This is a genomic window from Shinella granuli (assembly GCF_004341885.1).
GTDB lineage: Bacteria > Pseudomonadota > Alphaproteobacteria > Rhizobiales > Rhizobiaceae > Shinella > Shinella granuli.
The window spans coordinates 37819-55810 of the sequence record NZ_SLVX01000027.1 but is presented as its reverse complement, the minus strand read 5'-3'; the positions used below and the strand labels follow the sequence as shown (position 1 = coordinate 55810).

Annotated in this window: 18 protein-coding genes and 3 pseudogenes; 12 read left to right on the top strand and 9 right to left on the bottom strand. The window is 58.4% G+C overall.

Going from position 1 to position 17992, the window contains the following annotated elements; genetic code table 11:
* A pseudogene (locus EV665_RS27560) lies at window positions 1-82 on the top strand (transposase); the annotation flags it as partial.
* Here the strand turns inward: EV665_RS27560 and EV665_RS27555 are convergent.
* The 3 genes from EV665_RS27555 to EV665_RS27545 form a co-directional block, all read right to left on the bottom strand.
* The gene (locus EV665_RS27555) at window positions 76-1095 is read right to left on the bottom strand and encodes a nucleotidyl transferase AbiEii/AbiGii toxin family protein (protein ID WP_133036556.1); all 1020 of its coding nucleotides are present in this window, start codon (window positions 1093-1095) and stop codon (window positions 76-78) included. The pseudogene EV665_RS27560 and the gene EV665_RS27555 overlap by 7 nt on opposite strands.
* Entirely contained in the window at window positions 1088-1681 is a 594-nt protein-coding gene (locus EV665_RS27550; RefSeq protein ID WP_133036558.1) for a DUF6088 family protein, read from the bottom strand. Before EV665_RS27550 ends, EV665_RS27555 begins: the two co-directional genes overlap by 8 nt.
* A 118-nt stretch (window positions 1682-1799) precedes the next feature.
* Window positions 1800-2912, bottom strand: coding sequence for an RHE_PE00001 family protein (locus EV665_RS27545; protein WP_133036555.1), 1113 nt, complete (start codon window positions 2910-2912; stop codon window positions 1800-1802).
* 281 nt (window positions 2913-3193) lie between these two features.
* On the opposite strand from EV665_RS27545, the gene EV665_RS27540 reads away from it, so the two are divergent.
* Window positions 3194-4123, top strand: coding sequence for a recombinase family protein (locus EV665_RS27540; RefSeq protein ID WP_133036554.1), 930 nt, complete (start codon window positions 3194-3196; stop codon window positions 4121-4123).
* Between the two features lie 170 nt (window positions 4124-4293).
* Here EV665_RS27540 and EV665_RS27530 read toward each other — a convergent pair.
* The 3 genes and pseudogenes from EV665_RS27530 to EV665_RS27520 all read right to left on the bottom strand — a co-directional run bounded on the left by EV665_RS27530 (window position 4294) and on the right by EV665_RS27520 (window position 5693).
* A pseudogene (locus EV665_RS27530) lies at window positions 4294-5063 on the bottom strand (IS5 family transposase).
* 70 nt (window positions 5064-5133) lie between these two features.
* Window positions 5134-5430 carry a type II toxin-antitoxin system RelE/ParE family toxin gene (locus tag EV665_RS27525; protein ID WP_091523836.1) on the bottom strand — a complete coding sequence of 99 codons (297 nt, stop codon included), beginning with the start codon at window positions 5428-5430 and terminating at the stop codon, window positions 5134-5136.
* The gene (locus tag EV665_RS27520; RefSeq protein WP_091523833.1) at window positions 5427-5693 is read right to left on the bottom strand and encodes a type II toxin-antitoxin system ParD family antitoxin; all 267 of its coding nucleotides are present in this window, start codon (window positions 5691-5693) and stop codon (window positions 5427-5429) included. The genes EV665_RS27525 and EV665_RS27520 overlap by 4 nt, the downstream gene beginning before the upstream one ends.
* Window positions 5694-5835: 142 nt before the next feature.
* Between EV665_RS27520 and EV665_RS32945 the strand changes: the two are divergent.
* A pseudogene (locus EV665_RS32945) lies at window positions 5836-5973 on the top strand (VapC toxin family PIN domain ribonuclease); the annotation flags it as partial.
* Window positions 5974-6059: 86 nt separating this feature from the next.
* On the opposite strand, the gene repC reads toward EV665_RS32945, so the two are convergent.
* The 3 genes from repC to repA all read right to left on the bottom strand — a co-directional run bounded on the left by repC (window position 6060) and on the right by repA (window position 9782).
* The gene (repC, locus tag EV665_RS27510; protein ID WP_133036551.1) at window positions 6060-7364 is read right to left on the bottom strand and encodes a plasmid replication protein RepC; all 1305 of its coding nucleotides are present in this window, start codon (window positions 7362-7364) and stop codon (window positions 6060-6062) included.
* Window positions 7365-7526: 162 nt separating this feature from the next.
* Window positions 7527-8522, bottom strand: a complete 996-nt coding sequence (gene repB, locus EV665_RS27505) for a plasmid partitioning protein RepB (RefSeq protein ID WP_091523828.1) — start codon at window positions 8520-8522, stop codon at window positions 7527-7529.
* Between the two features lie 72 nt (window positions 8523-8594).
* On the bottom strand, window positions 8595-9782 hold the full coding sequence (gene repA / locus EV665_RS27500; RefSeq protein WP_091523825.1) for a plasmid partitioning protein RepA: 1188 nt from the start codon (window positions 9780-9782) through the stop codon (window positions 8595-8597).
* Window positions 9783-10255: 473 nt separating this feature from the next.
* Here repA and trbB point away from each other — a divergent pair, with 473 nt between their 5' ends.
* From trbB to trbG, 9 genes are read left to right on the top strand one after another with little or no spacing between them, the layout of a single operon-like run.
* Window positions 10256-11224 (top strand): P-type conjugative transfer ATPase TrbB, encoded by a 969-nt coding sequence (gene trbB / locus EV665_RS27495; RefSeq protein WP_133036550.1) that lies wholly within the window; start codon window positions 10256-10258, stop codon window positions 11222-11224.
* Window positions 11214-11597: a TrbC/VirB2 family protein gene (locus EV665_RS27490; RefSeq protein ID WP_133036549.1), complete on the top strand. Its 384-nt coding sequence runs from the start codon at window positions 11214-11216 to the stop codon at window positions 11595-11597. Before trbB ends, EV665_RS27490 begins: the two co-directional genes overlap by 11 nt.
* A complete protein-coding gene (locus EV665_RS27485) occupies window positions 11590-11889 on the top strand; it encodes a conjugal transfer protein TrbD (RefSeq protein WP_133036548.1) in 300 nt (99 codons plus the stop codon). Before EV665_RS27490 ends, EV665_RS27485 begins: the two co-directional genes overlap by 8 nt.
* Before the next feature lie 7 nt (window positions 11890-11896).
* Window positions 11897-14347, top strand: coding sequence for a conjugal transfer protein TrbE (locus EV665_RS27480; RefSeq protein ID WP_133036547.1), 2451 nt, complete (start codon window positions 11897-11899; stop codon window positions 14345-14347).
* The gene (gene trbJ, locus EV665_RS27475; RefSeq protein WP_133036546.1) at window positions 14319-15119 is read left to right on the top strand and encodes a P-type conjugative transfer protein TrbJ; all 801 of its coding nucleotides are present in this window, start codon (window positions 14319-14321) and stop codon (window positions 15117-15119) included. The genes EV665_RS27480 and trbJ overlap by 29 nt, the downstream gene beginning before the upstream one ends.
* A complete protein-coding gene (locus EV665_RS27470; protein WP_133036545.1) occupies window positions 15116-15325 on the top strand; it encodes a DUF2749 domain-containing protein in 210 nt (69 codons plus the stop codon). The genes trbJ and EV665_RS27470 overlap by 4 nt, the downstream gene beginning before the upstream one ends.
* Window positions 15306-16472: a P-type conjugative transfer protein TrbL gene (gene trbL, locus EV665_RS27465; RefSeq protein ID WP_133036544.1), complete on the top strand. Its 1167-nt coding sequence runs from the start codon at window positions 15306-15308 to the stop codon at window positions 16470-16472. Before EV665_RS27470 ends, trbL begins: the two co-directional genes overlap by 20 nt.
* 10 nt (window positions 16473-16482) lie before the next feature.
* A complete protein-coding gene (locus EV665_RS27460) occupies window positions 16483-17145 on the top strand; it encodes a conjugal transfer protein TrbF (protein ID WP_035031581.1) in 663 nt (220 codons plus the stop codon).
* Between the two features lie 19 nt (window positions 17146-17164).
* Window positions 17165-17989, top strand: a complete 825-nt coding sequence (gene trbG, locus EV665_RS27455; RefSeq protein ID WP_035031578.1) for a P-type conjugative transfer protein TrbG — start codon at window positions 17165-17167, stop codon at window positions 17987-17989.
* The last annotated feature ends 3 nt before the right edge of the window (window positions 17990-17992 follow it).

Here is a 17992-nt window from a genome sequence, read left to right as displayed (position 1 = left end):
TACAAGGTATGACCGCTGCGCTCACACATTCTTTTCCGCCATCTGCATCGCAGCAACAGTTATATTCTGGCTAAATCAATGAGTCCTGACCATAGATAGTATATCATCGAATGATGGCGGCGTATCATCGAACATCATCGGCGCCATTGCGCGATAGTCAGCTCTGAGATCCTTGACGCGGGGAGCTCCTGGAACAAGTTGCAATGTGCCTGGCTGGGCCTTGCCGTAATTCGCCCAGCTGGAGCGAAAGAAAGTGGCCTTGTGCTTTGCCACCGTGGCAAGAAGTTCAAGATCTGCAGCGGCGGCAATGCCTTCGTCGGAAGCAAGCAGCATGGCAAGATCATAGTAGTGGCGTGAGAAATATTGCGGCGTCGGCGAGGCGGCCGGGCGATGGGCCTCCGCGTGCAAAGCCGTTGCCTTTTCCCAGAAGGGACGGCGCGCCGACAGCACTGTGACGGTCGCATCCAAATCTTCGAAGAAGTCCGGGAAGTCCTCTGCCGCGTACGAACGAATGACCTTGCTCTCGGCAGGCCATGGGTCCCCACGCGCGCCGAGCTCGAGCTTCACGCGGGGCGTGATATAGGCCATCCCCTGATAGTCGGCCGACGGAAGCGAGACCGGGTAATGGAAGTTAAGTGTCTGTGGGTCCGCGACATCGATCGCTAGTGACCAGCCTCCTGCTGAAGGCTCCCCGAGTTGCTCAACGATTGCAGCTTGGAGAGCAGGAAAGAGATTCTCGGCGATGTGCTTTTCGACCTCCGCGAGGAGGGCATCAATGAGCTGACCCGCCTTCTTGCGGCTGATGCCTTCCTTCTCAGGATCACGGTCGCCGGTATAGCCGAGATCGGTGCGATCGAAGGACAGGTCGATGTCTTCCGAGAACCTCCGGATGATGCCGAAGGCCTTGGAGAGCGACGTACCACCCTTAAAGACCAGGCTGGCGGCGGCATCCTCGTGAAGATTGAACAAGCGTTTCAGCGTCCAACATACCCAGAAATCCTTCTCGATGATCGAGTTGGCGACACCGCGGCCGGCACCGGTTTCGCCAAAGAGCGCGGCACGATCGTCGGCAGGGAGGATCGCGACCTTATCCATCGGCCAACTCCGAAGCAGCGTTGCCGATCGAGACGAGAGTGGGACGCATCCATGCGGGAGCCTGGCTCGCACTGGAGGCGAGAACCTTCTGGTCCTTTGCCGACAGCCGATTGGCGGCAACCCGGGCCACGTCGCCGGCACGGACCGGCCCCACATGACGAAGGGCCTGAACGACGGTTCCTGCGGGACTGCCTGGCGCGATCAAATGCTTGGGCGAGGCGTGACGCAGATCGACGACGCGCTTGCCCAGCACGATCCGACGAGAGGGTCCGTTCGTGAGATAAAGGCTTTTTGCGGGAACCTGTGTCGAAAGACCAAGCGCATTCGCGGCATGCGCCCCCGCGATTTGCGCCTGCGAACCAGTCTCGCGGGCCAGGGCGCGTGCGACGTCGTCGGGAGCCGGGGACAATAGGCCAAGCTTCGGGTGGGCCTTCGGATAGTCGTAGAGGCCACGGGCCAGACGGCGCAGCTTTCCGTTCCTGGTGAGGCGGGAAAGAGCCTGGTCAACTGCGGCGCGGCTCGCCAGATCGAGGAAATCACTTGGCGTGAAGACGCCGCCGCGCCCAGTGGCACGGGCGCGCTGCATGATCCGATCGGGAACCGAAATTGTTGCAAGCTTTTTCATGTGTCAGAAAATAGGGTATCTTTTTCTGACATGCAAGTGGGAGTCTGAGTTCCTTCTGGCTAGACATTCGCTACTGCGACTAAAGGATGCCCCACGCCCGGTAACGGCCACGACCCGTCATCTCCCTCACCCCGAGTTCGCCGATGAGGTTGAGGGCAGCCCGCTGCGTCACCTTGGCGGACTTGGCGATCATTGGCGCCGACACGATCGGCCGTGACAAGACCAGCTCGATGGTCGTTGGCAGGCTGCTTGACGATCGGCGGCCGTTCAGACGCCGCATCATCTGCTCGCGCGCTTGTACCAACCGAGCGATCTCCTTTACGCCACTCTCGGCCGAAGCGGTCATAGCGTCGAGAAAGGCGAGCAGACGGGTCAGACGGTTTACGGAACGCCGACGCTCCCTAGGCACGGCCTTCAGCCCGACATTGAAGCCGAACAGGTGGGATGCCACCTTTCCTTGCGCGCGAAGATGCGCGCTAACCAACAGCGTGCCAAGCCAGTGCTGGCGTTGCATCGGTTCCAACGACTCCCAGGCATCCCAGAGGAGCGCAGCGCCAAGTGTCGGGGGCAGATCTCCGACGTCACGTAGAATATGCTTCCATTGAGACAGCCGATCCACCTCGTCCCAGTCGGGGTCTCGAACCACGAGTTCGTCGACAATGAGTTCATCCCGGCCTCCCCCCTTGGCTCCGGACACCTTGTCGAGGAGCCGCTGCGACTGCTCGAGTAAAGCGTCGACATTGGCGAGCTCGCGAGCAAACGGATCGTCTTCAGCCAACCGGGCGAAGTCTGTCGGCTCTTCGACGGGCGGTGTCCCCTCCCCTGCCCCGACTTCCTGATCATGATAACCATATCCGGTCAGTGCTCCGATCCCCGCATCGCTCACCGCCCATGCTGGCTTGGTCCCGGCGATCCGTCGTCGTGCTCGGAGGATTCGGTGAGCGATGGTCAACTCATGGGTCGGCGCCCGAACATCCATACGCGCGTCGTGGAGAACCAGATCCTCCACATGGACAAGCTCTCCCCCGACCCACATGCTGGCCGCTGCATCGAAGAAGTGGCCCCGCTCGATGAATCCCTCTCCGACCGGAGTGCGCCGGACCTGCTCATCCAATCGCGCGAGCTGATCCTCTGCCCTTCCGATGGCCGGGAGCAAAGTCTGCAGAGGCAAACTCTCGATCGTATAAGTCATTGTTCTACACAGCAATATTCATTAAACGGAAGCTATCATGCATTTCATTTCCGTCATAGAGACAAATGTTTCCGCGCGTATACGATATTGAAGCGCTGGGCCTCCCAGATTGAACAGAGCACGGTCGGCCGGACCTCAGATCGACGAAAAAGCCCGTTTTCCCGGGCTTTTGAGGGCCCTCCCTTTCGAAAACGCACCTCAAGAGACGTTTACAAACGATCCTTTATCCGTATCTTGTGTATTTGGAAAATTGCCCTCCCCTACTCTCTCAGGCGCTGCAAATGGCCGCTGACATGCAAAATCGTGCTTCCCGTCAACCACAGGGCCGGCTTATCGGCTACGCCCGCGTGTCTACGGACGAGCAGACCACCGAAGCGCAGGAAATGGAGCTGCGTGCGGCCGGCTGCGAGACTATCGTCCAGGAACACGGATCCGGTGCTTCACGCGCGCGCCCAGTTCTGTCCAAGCTCCTTCGCGACATCAGCAACGGTGATACCCTCGCCGTCGTCCGGATCGACCGCTTGGCGCGCTCCGTCAGCCATCTTCTCGAGGTCATTGAGGGGCTGACTGAAAAAGGCGTGCATTTCCGGTCGCTGCGTGATCCCATTGACACCTCGACGCCGCAAGGCATGTTTTCGCTGCAGGTGCTCGGTGCCGTGGCGCAGCTGGAGCGCTCTCTCATTTCCGAACGCACCAAGGCCGGGATAAAGGCTGCCAAAGCCAAAGGGCGGTTGCCAGGTAATCCGGGAATACGCGAGCGCCGGCCGGAAGCGCTGGCTAAAATGACGGCCGCGCAGAAGGCGGCCTACGGAACACGCATCCAGGCAACAGCAAACCAGTGGCTTCCAACCGTGAAGCGCATGCGGCCCGATCACACTTGGGACGATATCGCCCGTGTTCTGAAGCAACGCGACCTCGACTGGACACCGGAACGTCTTCGACGCGCGGTCAAATGGATGGTTGCCGAGGGCATGGCTGATGCAGCCCTGCTTCGTAGATCGCCACCTCGCCTGCCAGAAGATCGCCTGATGACCCTGGTTGCCGGCATCCATTCATCCAATCCTGGCCTGACATTGCGTGAAATCGCCAGCCAGCTCGAGCAACTGCATGAGCGCACACCGCGCGGCGGGACAAAATGGTCGCCTTCCTCGGTCAAAAACCTGCTCGATCGCGCCAAACGATCCGGACTTTTGCCAAGCAAGACCGTGTAATCTATGGCAAGACCAAGGTCAGAATGCTCTACGGTCACGAAGACGGCGACAGCTTAAACTTGGTCATTACCCCCGGCATCGACGCTAATGACCGCATCGTCATCCGCAAGGAGAAATCCCACAAGGACGCCGGCGAAAGATAAGCGTCCCCTCGGGCGGCTACGGCCGAACTAGGCCGCAGACTCATAAGCGCGCAGCCATATTCGGACGGAAGCAAGTTTGATGGCGGTTAGGAAGTTCAGCGGGTCGCGGTCGTATCTGGTCGCTATGCCTCTGAAATGCTTTAGCTTGTTGAAGTATCGCTCGACGAGATTGCGTTGCTTGTAGACCCAGCGGCTGAATGAGAAGCTGCCGGTTCTGTTCTTCTTCGGTGGGATGTTGGCCCAGGCCCGCTTCTGGGCGGCAAGGCTGCGGATGGCGTCACTGTCGTAAGCGCGGTCGGCGAGCAGGATCGTATCGGGCTGGAGAACCTCGAGCATGTCGATGGCGGGCTTACCGTCATGCGCCTGTCCGGCCGTCAGGACGAGATCGATCGGCCGGCCTTCGGCATCGACAAGCGCATGGATTTTCGTGGTGAGCCCACCACGGGAACGTCCCATGCAACCATCGTCATCGCCCCCTTTTTTGCCGTGGCCGCGTGCTGGTGGACGCGGACACAGGAGCTGTCGATCATGACGATCTCGCCGTCGAAAGCCTTGGAAACCGCCGCGAGCAGCCGATCCCAAACCCCGGCTTTGCGCCATCGCACGAACCGGTTGTAGCATGTCGTATAGGGACCATAGCGTTCCGGAACGTCCGCCCAGGGCGACCCGGTCCGAAACCGCCACAGAATGCCGTTGAGAACCTTGCGGTCGTCAACGCGCGGCACACCGCGAACCTTGTTGGGAAGATGAGGCTCGATCACGCCCCATTCAAAATCGCTTAGTTCGTAACGACGCATTCAAGCCTCCAAAAAGGAGCCTTGAATCAGAACGCGTCACAAAGCGGTAGTCCGTTTATGAGTTTGCGGCCTAGCTTGCGAAAAGAACCTCCGCGTAGTCGGTCGCGCCATGAAGGATGTGGATCACAATGATCCGCTCTCCCTGGACGCGATAGAAAATCAGATAACTGCCATGAACCCTGCGGCGAATGCCGTGACGTTCATAGCGAGGCACCAACGCGAAGCCCTCCGGCGTGTCTGCCAGCTCCAGGCAGCTGGTCCGAAGCTCCTGAATGAAGGTTAGAGCCCGCCGGGGATTGTCCCGTGCAATGTAGTCGGCGATCCTTTCCAGATCGCCTTCCGCCTCATCCGTGAGTTCCACGATCATGCGGAGCGTTCTGCCTCTTGAGCCATAGCCTTGTACTTGGCCTCAAGTCGATCGAAGACCTTCCCGGCCGGCGCGGTTCGGCCAGCTTCAGCATCGGCAACACCACGCATGATCGAAGCATCCAGCGCAGCAAGACGTGTCTCTCTATCCTGAATCAGCCGGACGCCTTCGCGCAGAACTTCGCTCTTTGAGCCATAGCGGCCCGTATCGACAAGCTGCTTGACGTAGCTTTCCAGTTGTTTGCCCAGGTCGGCACTGATCATGACGTCACCTCGCTCCTGATTTCTTCTAAAAATGAGGCATTTAATAACTGTTATCAAGTCCTGATTGCGCGGATGATGAAGATTTGAGCGTCATCCTTCGGGTCGGGCTCTCGGGAACCGAGCTAGCTTGAGAAGCTTTGATGGCCTTTCAAAGCGTCGCGGCCTGTCGTCAATGGATGGCTTGATCGGCGCCACCGCAATCGCGCACAACCTCACTCTTGCAACGCGCAACATCTTGGATTTCGGCAGCTTAGAGATCGATCTCTGCAATCCGTGGACATCGACCCATCCTGTGGCTAGCTATTCTCCCATCCAATTCCACCCAATTGATCCAGCGTCTTCTGTCAGGTGATGAGCGTAACGGGTTCACAGCTTCCGCTTTCGCAGGCTGTTCAGAAGTGAATCCGATACCTCAAGTCGTGCCCCGGGTTCCGATGTCACGCTTTCCGGGGTTTGTTGCTGCTTCCCCTCGTCCAGCCGTGCACGCAGTAGGGCCATCACCATCGGCCAGGTCGAGAATTTCCCGTCGCGCGCCTTGTCGGTCAGGCTGCGCAGATAGCCGCCGGCGCTGTTGATCTGGTCTGCTCGCTGATAGATCGCCGCCAGTGCAATTGCTGCCTGAACCTCGCCCATGGCCTCTCGAGCCGCGGCCCAAGCGCTCGGACTGACCCCCAGCATCGTTCGCACCAGTTCCGCTGCGGCCAGAAAGTCGCGCCAGTGGCGGATTTCGCCCGTCTGGGCCGCATCTCGCATATTTGGGCAGGCATCCAGCACAATGCTTAACGGCAGATCCCGTTTCGGCAGGCTGCGTACGTTGTCAGTTTCCGCAACGCTGCCGTTCGCTTCTTTCTTTTCTCGACAGCTATTTTCAGATTCAGAAATGGAGTCTGGGTTTGAATTCTGTATGTGGCGTTCAAAATGAGACTCATTGGCGTTCAGATTCTGGGTTTTTGCGAAAGATTCCAATACATCCCGGATTTCAGCGTGCAGATCGTGAAGCTCGGCGCAAATGTCTTCAATGAGTTGCCTCGAGGCCGTGCGGGGAAGTCTGGAGATGGTGGCCTGATAGGTCTGAAGCACCCTGCCCCAGTTCCCTGGCGCCCCCTCATCGATCCCGGCATCGATCATCTTGACGATATCACGCCGTAGCAGCGTCAAACGCTCCCGGGCGACGCGGAAGGCCTTCTTCTCGGCTTGTACTGCTTCTGCCAGATCATTGAATTCAGCAGCACGGGCGACGATCGGCGACAGATCGAAGCCATAAGCCTGCTCGATCTCCCCTGCCCTGCTGCGACGCGCGAAGCGCTTGCCGTTCGGGCTGTCGCGCCGGATGATCAATCCACACTCGACCAGAATGGCAAGATGCCGCCGAAGCGTTGCTGGCGAAACTCCGTTAGCGCGGGCGATCAGTTGCTCGTTCGACGGCCAGACGATAAGTTCGCCCTCGGCCGAGAGTTCTGTTTCTCTGTGGAACGACAGCAAGGCGTTGAGAATCGCCAGTGAGCGGTCCGTTGCGCCAAGCAGTTCACGGGCTTCACGGATGTTTTGAAACACCTGCCATTTATTGACGACTGCCTCTTTCGGCATCGCCTTTGCTCTTGCCTGATTTGCAATCTGGCCAAGCGTCATCGTTCGCCGCCCGAAGGGCGTCGTTGAGATATGCGTCTGCATTGTCCTTCACCTATCGCTAGGCAAAAGAAACCTGCTCGCCGAAACGACTACTCAGGCCGAGTTGGGCTTGACACTGATTCGCGGAAATGAGATTCTCTAAGTCGCCAAACTACAGAGAAGGTCTTCCGGACGCTGTTTCGGGGGGCCTTTTTCTTTTGCGGATTAGCCTCCTTTAGTTTTGATATCGGTACGTTCGCGAAACGCATCATAGAGTTGATCGAGGTTCCTCGACAGAAACTCGCCAAATTCTCGTGCGTCCGAGTTTTTTGACTTCACCGCCATAGTGAAGCGCTTACTGTCCGCGACCATCTCCGCAGTTAATGAATTGTCTTTCGGTGCCCAACTACGTTTCGTTGGCTTCGGCCTAGCGCCTTTTCGCGATGCCGCTGCCTTCAAACGCTGCACTAAAAGGTCAAACCGCTCCTCACTTGGAACCGTAGTGAAACTATCTTCAGCAACCATCGTGGTGGCGACTTCAAGGTTAGCCGGATTATCGAGCAACAGTTTGAGGTCGTACCAGCGATCTCTGCCAATCGTCTTTGCTTCGCCGATAGCGTCCAAAATTGCTTCGGGTAAGCTCGCGACCGAAAGCATTTTGGAGAGCGTAGTGCGATCGATCGAGAGAGCACTCAGGATGGTGGAGTTATCTTCTTCGTATCGGAGTCGAGCAACATCCGCTGCAAATCGCGCTTTCTCGATAAACGGCACATTCGCGCGAGCGGAGTTTTCGTGCCCTAGCGCCAGAATATGCTCCCTATCCTGCATATCCTTAACTATGGCCCGCACCTTTCGGCCGAGCACTTTCGCAACCTTTAGTCGCCTGTGACCGAACACAGCCATGTATCGGCCGGCGGCATGTGAGTGAGGTCGGACGAGTATAGGTGAGTTCTGGCCACCTTCGCGAATTGCATCGAGGAGTTCCTTGAACTCCTGTTCATCATCGCTACGCCGATCACGCACGAACGACGGATCGATCAGGTCCGGATCAATCTCAACGATGGTTTCGCCCTCGACAAGCTTATCAGCCCGTGCCGCTATCTCATCAAGTGAACTCAGAATAGACCGCGACGCGCCTCTAGCTGCGTATTGCACGGCAGACGGCGACGCTGGCTTATCATTGTCGTCAAGAACGCTCGCGAATGGATTTTTACGAGCCATCACTTAACCTCGTCTGCCCACTTACTTGCTTGATAATGAAGGGTTTTTCCTTACTTTTTACGGCAGTCAACATTAGAGCCGCCCCCATGCCTGATGAATAAGTGCTTGAATCTCAAAATTGACTGCATCAAGAGATTCGATCGCTCGATCGTACGTCTCCCTATTAAATTTCGCGCGTTCGACTTCGTACAGTGTCTGCTTCGTCAAGCCAGCATCTGAAATCGCGGTTGACTTCAGCATGGGATTTTTAAGAATTTCCTCAGCAAGCATAGATTGCATGAAACCAAGCATCTGAGCCTGCGGAATGTCAGTCGGTTCGTAGCGCGTAATCAAATAGCGCAGCCAGTCCATTTTGACTGGCGCACCTTTTTCGCGGATCGTTTTGACGAAGTTGCCTAGCATCAGCAGGAACTGGCTCATCGACATGAGGTCGAGCATTTGTGGATGGACGGTTATCAATACCGATGTCGACGCGGTAAGTGCAGTCAATGTCAGAAAGCCGAGTTGGGGAGGGCAATCGATCACGACGACATCATATCGATCATCGACCTCCTCCAGGGCACGTCCTAGCCGTGTATAAAACCGCTTTCCCTCATTCGAAGTCTGCATCGAGAGAGGCGTGTCGTACTCATACTCCTGCAACTCAAGGTTCGCCGGTATGATGTCCAACAGTGGAAAGTTGGTTGACATAATGACGTCAGCGACCGGTCGTCGTTTTTCATCGTACCTGATTGCATCGTAAAGTGACGGATTACGATCTAGCTCAGGCTGAAAGCCATGCAGTGCAGAGAGTGATGCTTGGGGATCGAGATCAACTGCGAGCACACGATGTCCGGTCAGAGCAAGATGTTGACCAAGATGCGCCGTGGTCGTCGTCTTCCCTGAGCCTCCCTTGAAGTTGACGACAGCAATAACCTGTAATTTCTCGCCTTCCTTGCGAAAAGGGGCGTACTTCTTCGCGTCCGAACGGCCGTTTTTGTCCAGATAATCGCGCAATTCGATCATCTGCTCGGCTGAATAGAAACGACGGCCACCCGAGGCGATATGGGGTTCAGGTCCTTTCCCCTCGAGGTGTAAACGTTTTAGGTTATTGGGACTGACGCCGAGATAGTGGGCTACTTCTGCCATCGGAAAGCGACGTAGGGTCTTCTTTGCGTTGGGCGGAAATTTCTCCAGTCGAAGTTGGTCGAGCTTCCGCGAGATCTCCGCGCCTTGCGCCAAGATCTTCTCGTCGAACTCAAATGACGGAAGCGAACTCATCCCATCTCATCCTTAACGATAATAGCGCCAAATTCATCATTTGGTCGAATTTAGCGCCAGTATCTCCGATTCTGTCCGGTTGGCAAGAAGAATAAGGTTAACAAGACCTTAACGGAAGCGTTGGTTCGTCAACTCCTTGATCACACACTAAGGCGAATCTCTCCACGATTCCCGCTAGTTAGCCAGACTTCCTGTTCTGGCACCCAGCTAAAGCGGCCCGGTAGAAATGCCAGGGGGAAAGTAGCTCTTGAAGGCTCCACTCGGTCTTCCTGCCACCAATGGGTCTTCAAGGATAGAAGCGACTCACTAAGCTCCATACCCGGCATTTATGCCGGGCTGACGCATCTGCCTATGTGATGTTGATGTTGCCCTATCAGAAGGGGGCAGCGATTCCACATGTGGCAGCAACAAATTCCTGATCCTATGTCCAGGCGTATGCCGACGGCTTTGCGTTATGAGAGCAGGCGTCTGGCATGACCGCCTCGCGCTCCCACCTCCGTCTGGTCCGTAAGCTGCAGGATGCGCTTGGCGAGACCATCTGTTCCGCGCTTGAAGATACATCCGTGGTCGAGATCATGCTGAACCCGGACGGAAAGCTGTTCGTCGAGCGATTGGGGCAGGGGATCGACAGCATGGGCACCCTGCAGCCAGGTGCCGCCGAAATCATCATCGGCAGCGTCGCGCATGCACTGCAGACGGAAGCCGATGAAGACCAGCCGATTATCTCCGGTGAGTTGCCGATAGGTGGCCACCGTTTTGAAGGGCTGCTGCCGCCCGTGGTGGCAGGTCCAAGCTTCACCATCCGCAAACGAGCTTCGCGCTTGATCCCGCTGGAGGACTACATCCGAAGCGCCATCATGACGTGCGAACAGGCCACCCTCGTTCGCAAGGCGATCAAGGCGCGCCTCAACATCGTCATTTCCGGCGGCACTGGTTCGGGGAAGACGACGCTCGCCAATGCCGTCATCGCCGAGATGGTACGGACAGCGCCGGAACACAGGCTGGTGATCCTGGAAGATACGGCCGAGATCCAGTGCGCAGCCGAGAATGCAGTGCAGCTCCACACCACCGATACGGTAGATATGGCCCGGCTGCTGAAGAGCACCATGCGGTTACGGCCCGATCGTATCATTGTCGGCGAGGTCCGCGATGGTGCGGCACTCACCATGCTCAAGGCATGGAATACCGGTCATCCGGGCGGCATCACCACCATCCACGCCAACAATGCGTTTTCGGCCCTGCGACGGCTTGAGCAACTCACCGCCGAAGCAAGTCAGCAGCCAATGCACGACGTGATCGGCGAGGCGGTGGACTTGGTCGTCTCGATTGAGCGCACACCGACAGGACGGCGTGTGCGGGACGTCATCCATGTCGAGGTCTGGCGTGACGGGAACTATCAAATCGAAACTTATTCGGAAGAGGGGCGCCTCGATGCAGCATAACAGGACCGTCGCCTTTCTGACGGCGAGCATCACCGTTTTCATCCTGTCCATCGAGCCCGCTCTGGCCTCCGGCGGCGGCGGTCTGCCATGGGAAGGGCCCCTGCAACAGATACAGCAATCGATCACCGGGCCGGTGGCGGGCTTTATTGCACTCGCGGCAGTTGCCGTCGCCGGCGGAATGCTGATCTTCGGCGGCGAGCTGAACGATTTTGCCAGACGGCTAATGTATGTCGTGCTGGTTGCCGGCATTCTGCTTGGCGCAACCCAAATCGTCGGGCTCTTCGGTGCCTCCGGCGCATCTATCGGCACAGTCGAAACTGTCCAGTCGACCCTTGCAAGAAAGGGCGGGGCAGGGGAGGGCGGTGATGGCTGAGCCAGTCGCTCCGCTCGCACGATCCCGCATTCATCGGGCGCTGTCGCGCCCGAACCATTTGATGGGTGCCGATCGCGAACTGGTTTTGCTGACTGGGCTGGCGACGGTCATTTTGATCTTCGTGGTCCTGACCTGGTTCTCTGCGCTGCTCGGCATCGCAATCTGGATTGGTGTCGTTGGCGCACTGCGGATGATGGCCAAGGCCGATCCGTTGATGCGACAGGTCTATTTGCGCCATATCGGCTACCGACAGAATTACCGCCCGACGTCCACGCCATGGCGCAGGTACTGACCCGCCCATGGTAGAACTTCGTCAGTTTCGTAACATAAATCCGTCCTTTTCCGATCTGATCCCTTACGCGGGTCTCGTTGACGATGGCGTGATCTTGCTTAAGGACGGCAGCTTGATGGCTGGATGGTACTTCGCAGGACCGGATTCGGACAGTTCGACCAATCCTGAGCGCAACGAGGTGTCACGCCAGATCAACGCGATCCTGTCTCGCCTCGGCTCCGGTTGGATGATCCAGGTCGAGGCCGTGCGGGTGCCGACCGATTCCTATCCGTCACGCGAGGGAAGTTATTTCCCCGATGCTGTGACCGCGGCTATCGACAACGAGCGGCGCACCCATTTCGAAGCCGAGCGCGGCCATTTTGAGAGCCAACATGCCTTGATCCTCACCTATCGCCCGCCCGAGCGGCGCAGGTCAGCCATGACACGCTATGTCTATTCCGATGCCGAAAGCCGTTCCGAGACCTATGCAGACACTGTTCTCGACAATTTCCGGACATCGATCCGCGAGGTCGAGCAATATCTGGCGAACGTTCTTTCGATCCGCCGCATGGTCACGCGGACCGTTATTGATCCCGGGACCGGACGCGAAGCGCGCTACGATGAACTCTTCCAGTTCATCCGCTTCTGCATCGTAGGGGAGAACCATCCGGTCCGCCTGCCGGAAATCCCGATGTATCTCGACTGGCTGGCGACCGCCGAGTTCCATCATGGGCTATCGCCAATGGTCGATGGCCATTATCTGGCAGTCGTCGCCATAGACGGTTTCCCGGCCGAAAGCTGGCCCGGCATCCTGAACCACCTTGACCTGATGCCGCTGACCTATCGCTGGTCAAGCCGCTTCGTCTTCCTGGATGAGCAGGACGCACGGCAAAAGCTCGAGCGCACCCGCAAGAAGTGGCAGCAGAAAGTGCGCCCCTTCTTCGACCAGCTGTTCCAGACCCAGAGCCGATCGGTCGATCAGGACGCCATACTGATGGTGGCCGAAGCTGAGGACGCGATCGCAGAAGCCGCATCGCAACTGGTTGCCTATGGCTACTATACCCCCGTCATCGTCATGTTCGATCATGATGATAGCCGCTTGCGCGAACAGGCCGAGGCGGTGCGCAGGCTGATCCAAGCGGAAGGCTTTGGCGCGCGCATCGAAACGTTGAACGCCACCGAAGCCTATCTCGGCTCACTGCCGGGCAACTGGTACGCCAACATTCGCGAACCTCTGATCAACACGCGCAACCTCGCCGACCTTATCCCGGTCAATTCGGTATGGTCGGGCAGCGCGACGGCACCCTGTCCATTCTACCCGCCCAATTCACCACCGCTGATGCAGGTTGCCAGCGGCTCTACGCCGTTCCGGTTAAACCTTCATGTTGATGATGTCGGCCATACGCTGGTGTTCGGCCCAACCGGATCCGGTAAGTCAACGCTGCTAGCCCTGATCGCCGCACAATTCCGCCGCTACCGCGATGCGCAGATCTTCGCTTTTGATAAGGGCAGGTCACTTCTGCCGCTGACACTGGCCACTGGGAGCGATCATTACGAGATCGGGGCAGGGGAGGCCGATGCCATGCTGGCCTTCTGTCCGCTGGCCGAGCTCGACACAGATGGTGACCGCGCCTGGGCAGCCGAATGGATCGAAACACTGGTTGCCATGCAAGGCGTGACCATCACGCCCGACCATCGCAATGCGATCTCGCGCCAGATCAGGCTGATGGCCTCTGCGCCCGGCCGCTCTCTCTCGGATTTTGTCAGCGGCGTGCAGCTGCGCGAGATCAAGGATGCGCTTCACCATTACACCGTCGACGGACCAATGGGCCAGTTACTCGACGCAGAACAGGATGGTCTGACGCTCGGCACCTTCCAGTGTTTTGAGATCGAGGAACTGATGAATATGGGCGAGCGCAATCTCGTGCCGGTCCTGCTTTATCTCTTCCGTCGTATCGAAAAGCGCCTCACCGGTGCTCCAAGCCTGATTGTGCTCGATGAAGCCTGGCTGATGCTGGGCCATCCGACATTCAGGGATAAAATCCGCGAATGGCTTAAAGTGTTGCGCAAGGCCAATTGCGCGGTGTTGCTCGCCACGCAATCAATTTCGGACGCCGAGCGCTCTGGCATCATCGATGTGCTGAAGGAAAGCTGTCCGACCAAAATCTGCCTGCCGAATGGCGCGGCCCGTGAACCGGGCACACGCGAATTTTACGAGCGCATCGGCTTCAATGAACGCCAGATCGAGATTGTCGCATTGGCCACACCCAAACGGGAATATTACGTCGCCTCGCCTGAAGGAAGACGCCTGTTCGACATGGCGCTGGGACCGGTCGCGCTGTCCTTTGTTGGGGCCACCGGCAAGGACGATCTCAAACGCATTGAGCAGCTTGACCATGACCATGGCGCGAACTGGCCAAAGGTCTGGCTTATGGAAAGGGGGATCGGCAATGCCGAAACCATTCTCGCATACCGTTAGGATCGCCGTTGCTGTGTTCGCTACCGCCAGCATGGTCCCGTCTGCGCCCGCATATGCCGGTGCTGTCACCGGGCAAGCGACCGAATGGACACAATTGCTCAACAATACCGAGCTGGTGGGGCTGGTCGGTCAATCCGCCGAGCAAATCCAGAACCAGGTGCAGCAGATCGCTCACCTGGCCGAACAGATCCAGAACCAAATCCGAATCTACGAGAACATGCTGCAAAACACGTTGCAGCTTCCCAGCCATATCTGGGGCCAGGTCGAAAACGATCTTGCCCGCCTTCAGGGTCTCGTCAATCAGGGGCAGGGGATCGCATTCTCGATGGGCAATATCGACGATGTGTTAAAGCAGCGGTTCCAGAGCTTTGCCGAGTTCAAGACTGGCCTTGCCAATGGCGAGAGCTTTTCCTCGAGCTATCAAGACTGGTCCGACACCAATCGCGACACCATCGCATCGACATTGCGTGCCGCCGGCTTCACTGCGGAACAATTCGGGAGCGAGGAAGCGACCATGGCGCAGTTACGCTCCATGTCGGAAAGCGCGGTTGGCCAGATGCAGGCCCTTCAGGCCGGGCATCAGATTGCCGCCCAGCAGGTAGCGCAGTCCCAGAAGTTGCGCGGGCTGGTGTCGCAGCAAATGACGATGATGGCCACCTGGTATCAGTCCGAGCAGGCGGCGAAGGACCTAGCCCAGACAAGGCGTGAGGAATTTTTCAGGTCAACTGCACCGTCAAGCTCGGGCGGTCAGATGATGGAGCCGCGCTGGTGAACAGGTTTTTCCTCATCATTGCAGCCGTCATCGTCGTGATCGGCATTGTCGTCCTGGTCTGGATTCGTCCTGACAATGCCCGCAGTCCAGCCTCAACTGCACCAGCGGCCGTACCGGTGCAACAATTCGACATGACCGGTGGCCAGGAAATGCGGCCGCGCTGGGACGCACGAGAGGAGCAGGGCAATGACGCCGCCAGCAATTAGGGCGGCGCTCGTCACCCTGCTTGGGCTATCGATCCTGATCGAGCCGGCCTTCGCGCAGGATGGCTCACTGCTGACCAATCTGGAAAATGAGGTGGCAAGTGCTGCCCAGGGCTGGGAGACAACCGTCCTGCAGGCGGCCCGCTCGCTGTTCTGGATCCTTGCCGGCATTGAGATCGGCATAGCCGCCGTCTGGCTGGCGCTGGCGGCGGCATCGCTCGATACATGGTTTGCCGAACTGGTGCGCCGCATCATGTTCATTGGCCTCTTCGTCTTCATTCTTGAACAGGGGCCGGCCTTTGCAAAAGCCATGGTCGATAGCCTGTTCCAGATCGGCGCCGGCGGTGGCTCGGCCTCGCCGGCCAATGTCTTCAATGCCGGCCTTCAGGTCGCAAGCGCCATGTCGAGCAAGGCCCAGTTCGGCCTCTTCGAAGACAATGCGCTCGCCATTGCTGCGGTCTTTGCCATGATCGTCGTCGTCATCTGTTTCAGCCTGGTTGCCGCGATCTTCATCTCGGTGATGGTGGAAATGTATGTCGGGCTGCTCGCTGGCATGATCATGCTCGGACTCGGAGGCTCGAGCTTCACAAAGGATTTTGCCGTCCGCTACCTCATCTATGCCTTCAGTGTCGGCATGAAATTGATGGCGCTGGTGATGATCGCCCGCATTGGATCGCAGGTGCTCGTCAATCTGGCGAGCGGCCCGGCTAGTTCGGACGAATATCTGTCGACGCTCGCCATTGCCGGCATTTCCGTCGTGGTCTTCATCATCTCGATCTATGTACCCAACATCATCCAGGGCGTGGTGCAGGGCGTTTCGGTGACCGGGGGCATGGAGACGATCCGGCATGGCGGGCAGGCGACAAGCTTTGCTGTCGGCGGCGCGGCGCTTGCTGCGGGCGGCGCAAGGGCAGGGGCGGCGGCCTTTTCTGACACCCGTACCGCCGGCGTCTCCTTTGGAGCTGCCGCGCTCAAAGGCATGGCCTCGGGCGCCGGTGCTGCCGGCGGCGCGCTGGCGGGCGCTGCGCGTGACAAAGCAATCGGTGTTCCGGGAACATGGGGCGCGTCCACGCTCGGTCTTGCCAATTCCAAGCTCGATCAGTCCCAGGGCCGATCGACGCGCAAACCCTCCAGCGACGATAAGGCGTGAGTGACAAAATATGGCTGGGCGCAATCCACCCGAAAATCCCTACCTTGCCGCACGCCAGGAATGGAACGAGCGCTATGGTTCTTATGTGATGGCGGCGCGTGCCTGGCGCATTGTCGGCGTCACCGGCATGCTGATGGCGGTGATCGGCTTCTCCTATGCGCTTTATCAAAGTACGCAGGTCAAACTCGTCCCCTATATCGTCGAGGTCGACCGGCTGGGAACGGCCGCCAGCGCCGGGTTCCCGCAGCAGATCGAATACGCCGATGCAAGGGTCGTGCGCGCCACACTCGGCAGTTTCGTGAGCAACTTCCGCTCGGTCACGCCAGACGCCGTCGTCCAGAAGCAATATATCGACCGCACCTATGCGCTGCTGCGCACATCAGACCCCGCCACCGAGAAGATCAATGCCTGGTTCCGGGGCAATTCGCCATTTGATCGCGCCGTCACCATGACTGTCGCCATCGAGGTGACCAACATCGTGCCCCTCTCAAACCAGAGCTACCAGGTCGACTGGACGGAATTCCAGCGCGACCGGCAGGGCAAGGAACTTGGCACGCGTCGTTACCGTGGCATCGCCACCGTGACACTGACCCCACCGCAGGACGAAGCTGTCATCCGTTTCAACCCGATCGGGCTTTATTTGAGAGATTTCGAGTGGACGGCGCAACTGTGAGTGCCGGCAGGAGAGTATCATGAACTTTTCGAGGACAAGGGGCGTCGTTTTCTGCGCGGCTCTCCTCCTGTCGGCAATGCCGACATCTGCTCAGGCGCAAGCGCTGAACGCGAACGAAGCGCGCGCAACGGGCCTTTCCGGGCAGTGGCAATCGGGGCAGGGGGTTGTAACCCGTGGCAATGACGGCAAGGTCATCTTCCTCTATGGCGAGGTCCAGCCTTCGGTCGTCTGCTCTCCACTGCAGGTCTGCGATATCGAATTGCAAGCCGGCGAGATCGTCCGCGACGTTCTGCTTGGTGACACCGTGCGCTGGAAGGTCGAACCGGCAACTTCTGGCGCGCCCGGCGGCCAGGCCGTGCATCTGATCGTCAAGCCGTCGGAGGCCGGGCTCGTCACGTCCATGGTGGTGACGACCTCGCGGCGGACCTATCACATCCAGCTCAAATCGCATCAAAGCCAGTATATGGCCCGGGTCGGCTTTGAATACGCGGAAGACGTCAATGCCCGCTTTGCCGAGATCAGCGCACGCATGGAAGCCAGCATCGTTCCGGGCGCCGGCGTGCCTGCCGACCAGCTGAACTTTGGGTTTCGGACGAGCGGCTCGGCGCGCTGGCGGCCAACGCGGATCTATAGCGACGGCCAAAAGACCTATATCCAGTTTCCATCGTCGCTTTCCGGCCAGGATGCTCCGGTGTTATTCGTCGTGTCCGGTGGTGAAAACCGCATCGTCAACTATCGAATGAGCGGCTCTATGATGGTGGTCGACTATCATATCGATCACGCCATTCTCGTTTCCGGTGTCGGCCGCCAGCAGCAAAAGATAACCATCCGGCGGGGAGGGTAGGGG

Coding starts and splice junctions, on each gene's coding strand:
- EV665_RS27555 (WP_133036556.1), bottom strand. CDS start 1,095: ATGGATAAGGTCGCGATCCTCCCTGCCGACGATCGTGCCGCGCTCTTT.
- EV665_RS27550 (WP_133036558.1), bottom strand. CDS start 1,681: ATGCAGCGCGCCCGTGCCACTGGGCGCGGCGGCGTCTTCACGCCAAGT.
- EV665_RS27545 (WP_133036555.1), bottom strand. CDS start 2,912: ATGACTTATACGATCGAGAGTTTGCCTCTGCAGACTTTGCTCCCGGCC.
- EV665_RS27540 (WP_133036554.1), top strand. CDS start 3,194: ATGGCCGCTGACATGCAAAATCGTGCTTCCCGTCAACCACAGGGCCGG.
- EV665_RS27525 (WP_091523836.1), bottom strand. CDS start 5,430: ATGATCGTGGAACTCACGGATGAGGCGGAAGGCGATCTGGAAAGGATC.
- EV665_RS27520 (WP_091523833.1), bottom strand. CDS start 5,693: ATGATCAGTGCCGACCTGGGCAAACAACTGGAAAGCTACGTCAAGCAG.
- repC (WP_133036551.1), bottom strand. CDS start 7,364: ATGCAGACGCATATCTCAACGACGCCCTTCGGGCGGCGAACGATGACG.
- repB (WP_091523828.1), bottom strand. CDS start 8,522: ATGGCTCGTAAAAATCCATTCGCGAGCGTTCTTGACGACAATGATAAG.
- repA (WP_091523825.1), bottom strand. CDS start 9,782: ATGAGTTCGCTTCCGTCATTTGAGTTCGACGAGAAGATCTTGGCGCAA.
- trbB (WP_133036550.1), top strand. CDS start 10,256: ATGACCGCCTCGCGCTCCCACCTCCGTCTGGTCCGTAAGCTGCAGGAT.
- EV665_RS27490 (WP_133036549.1), top strand. CDS start 11,214: ATGCAGCATAACAGGACCGTCGCCTTTCTGACGGCGAGCATCACCGTT.
- EV665_RS27485 (WP_133036548.1), top strand. CDS start 11,590: ATGGCTGAGCCAGTCGCTCCGCTCGCACGATCCCGCATTCATCGGGCG.
- EV665_RS27480 (WP_133036547.1), top strand. CDS start 11,897: ATGGTAGAACTTCGTCAGTTTCGTAACATAAATCCGTCCTTTTCCGAT.
- trbJ (WP_133036546.1), top strand. CDS start 14,319: ATGCCGAAACCATTCTCGCATACCGTTAGGATCGCCGTTGCTGTGTTC.
- trbL (WP_133036544.1), top strand. CDS start 15,306: ATGACGCCGCCAGCAATTAGGGCGGCGCTCGTCACCCTGCTTGGGCTA.
- EV665_RS27460 (WP_035031581.1), top strand. CDS start 16,483: ATGGCTGGGCGCAATCCACCCGAAAATCCCTACCTTGCCGCACGCCAG.
- trbG (WP_035031578.1), top strand. CDS start 17,165: ATGAACTTTTCGAGGACAAGGGGCGTCGTTTTCTGCGCGGCTCTCCTC.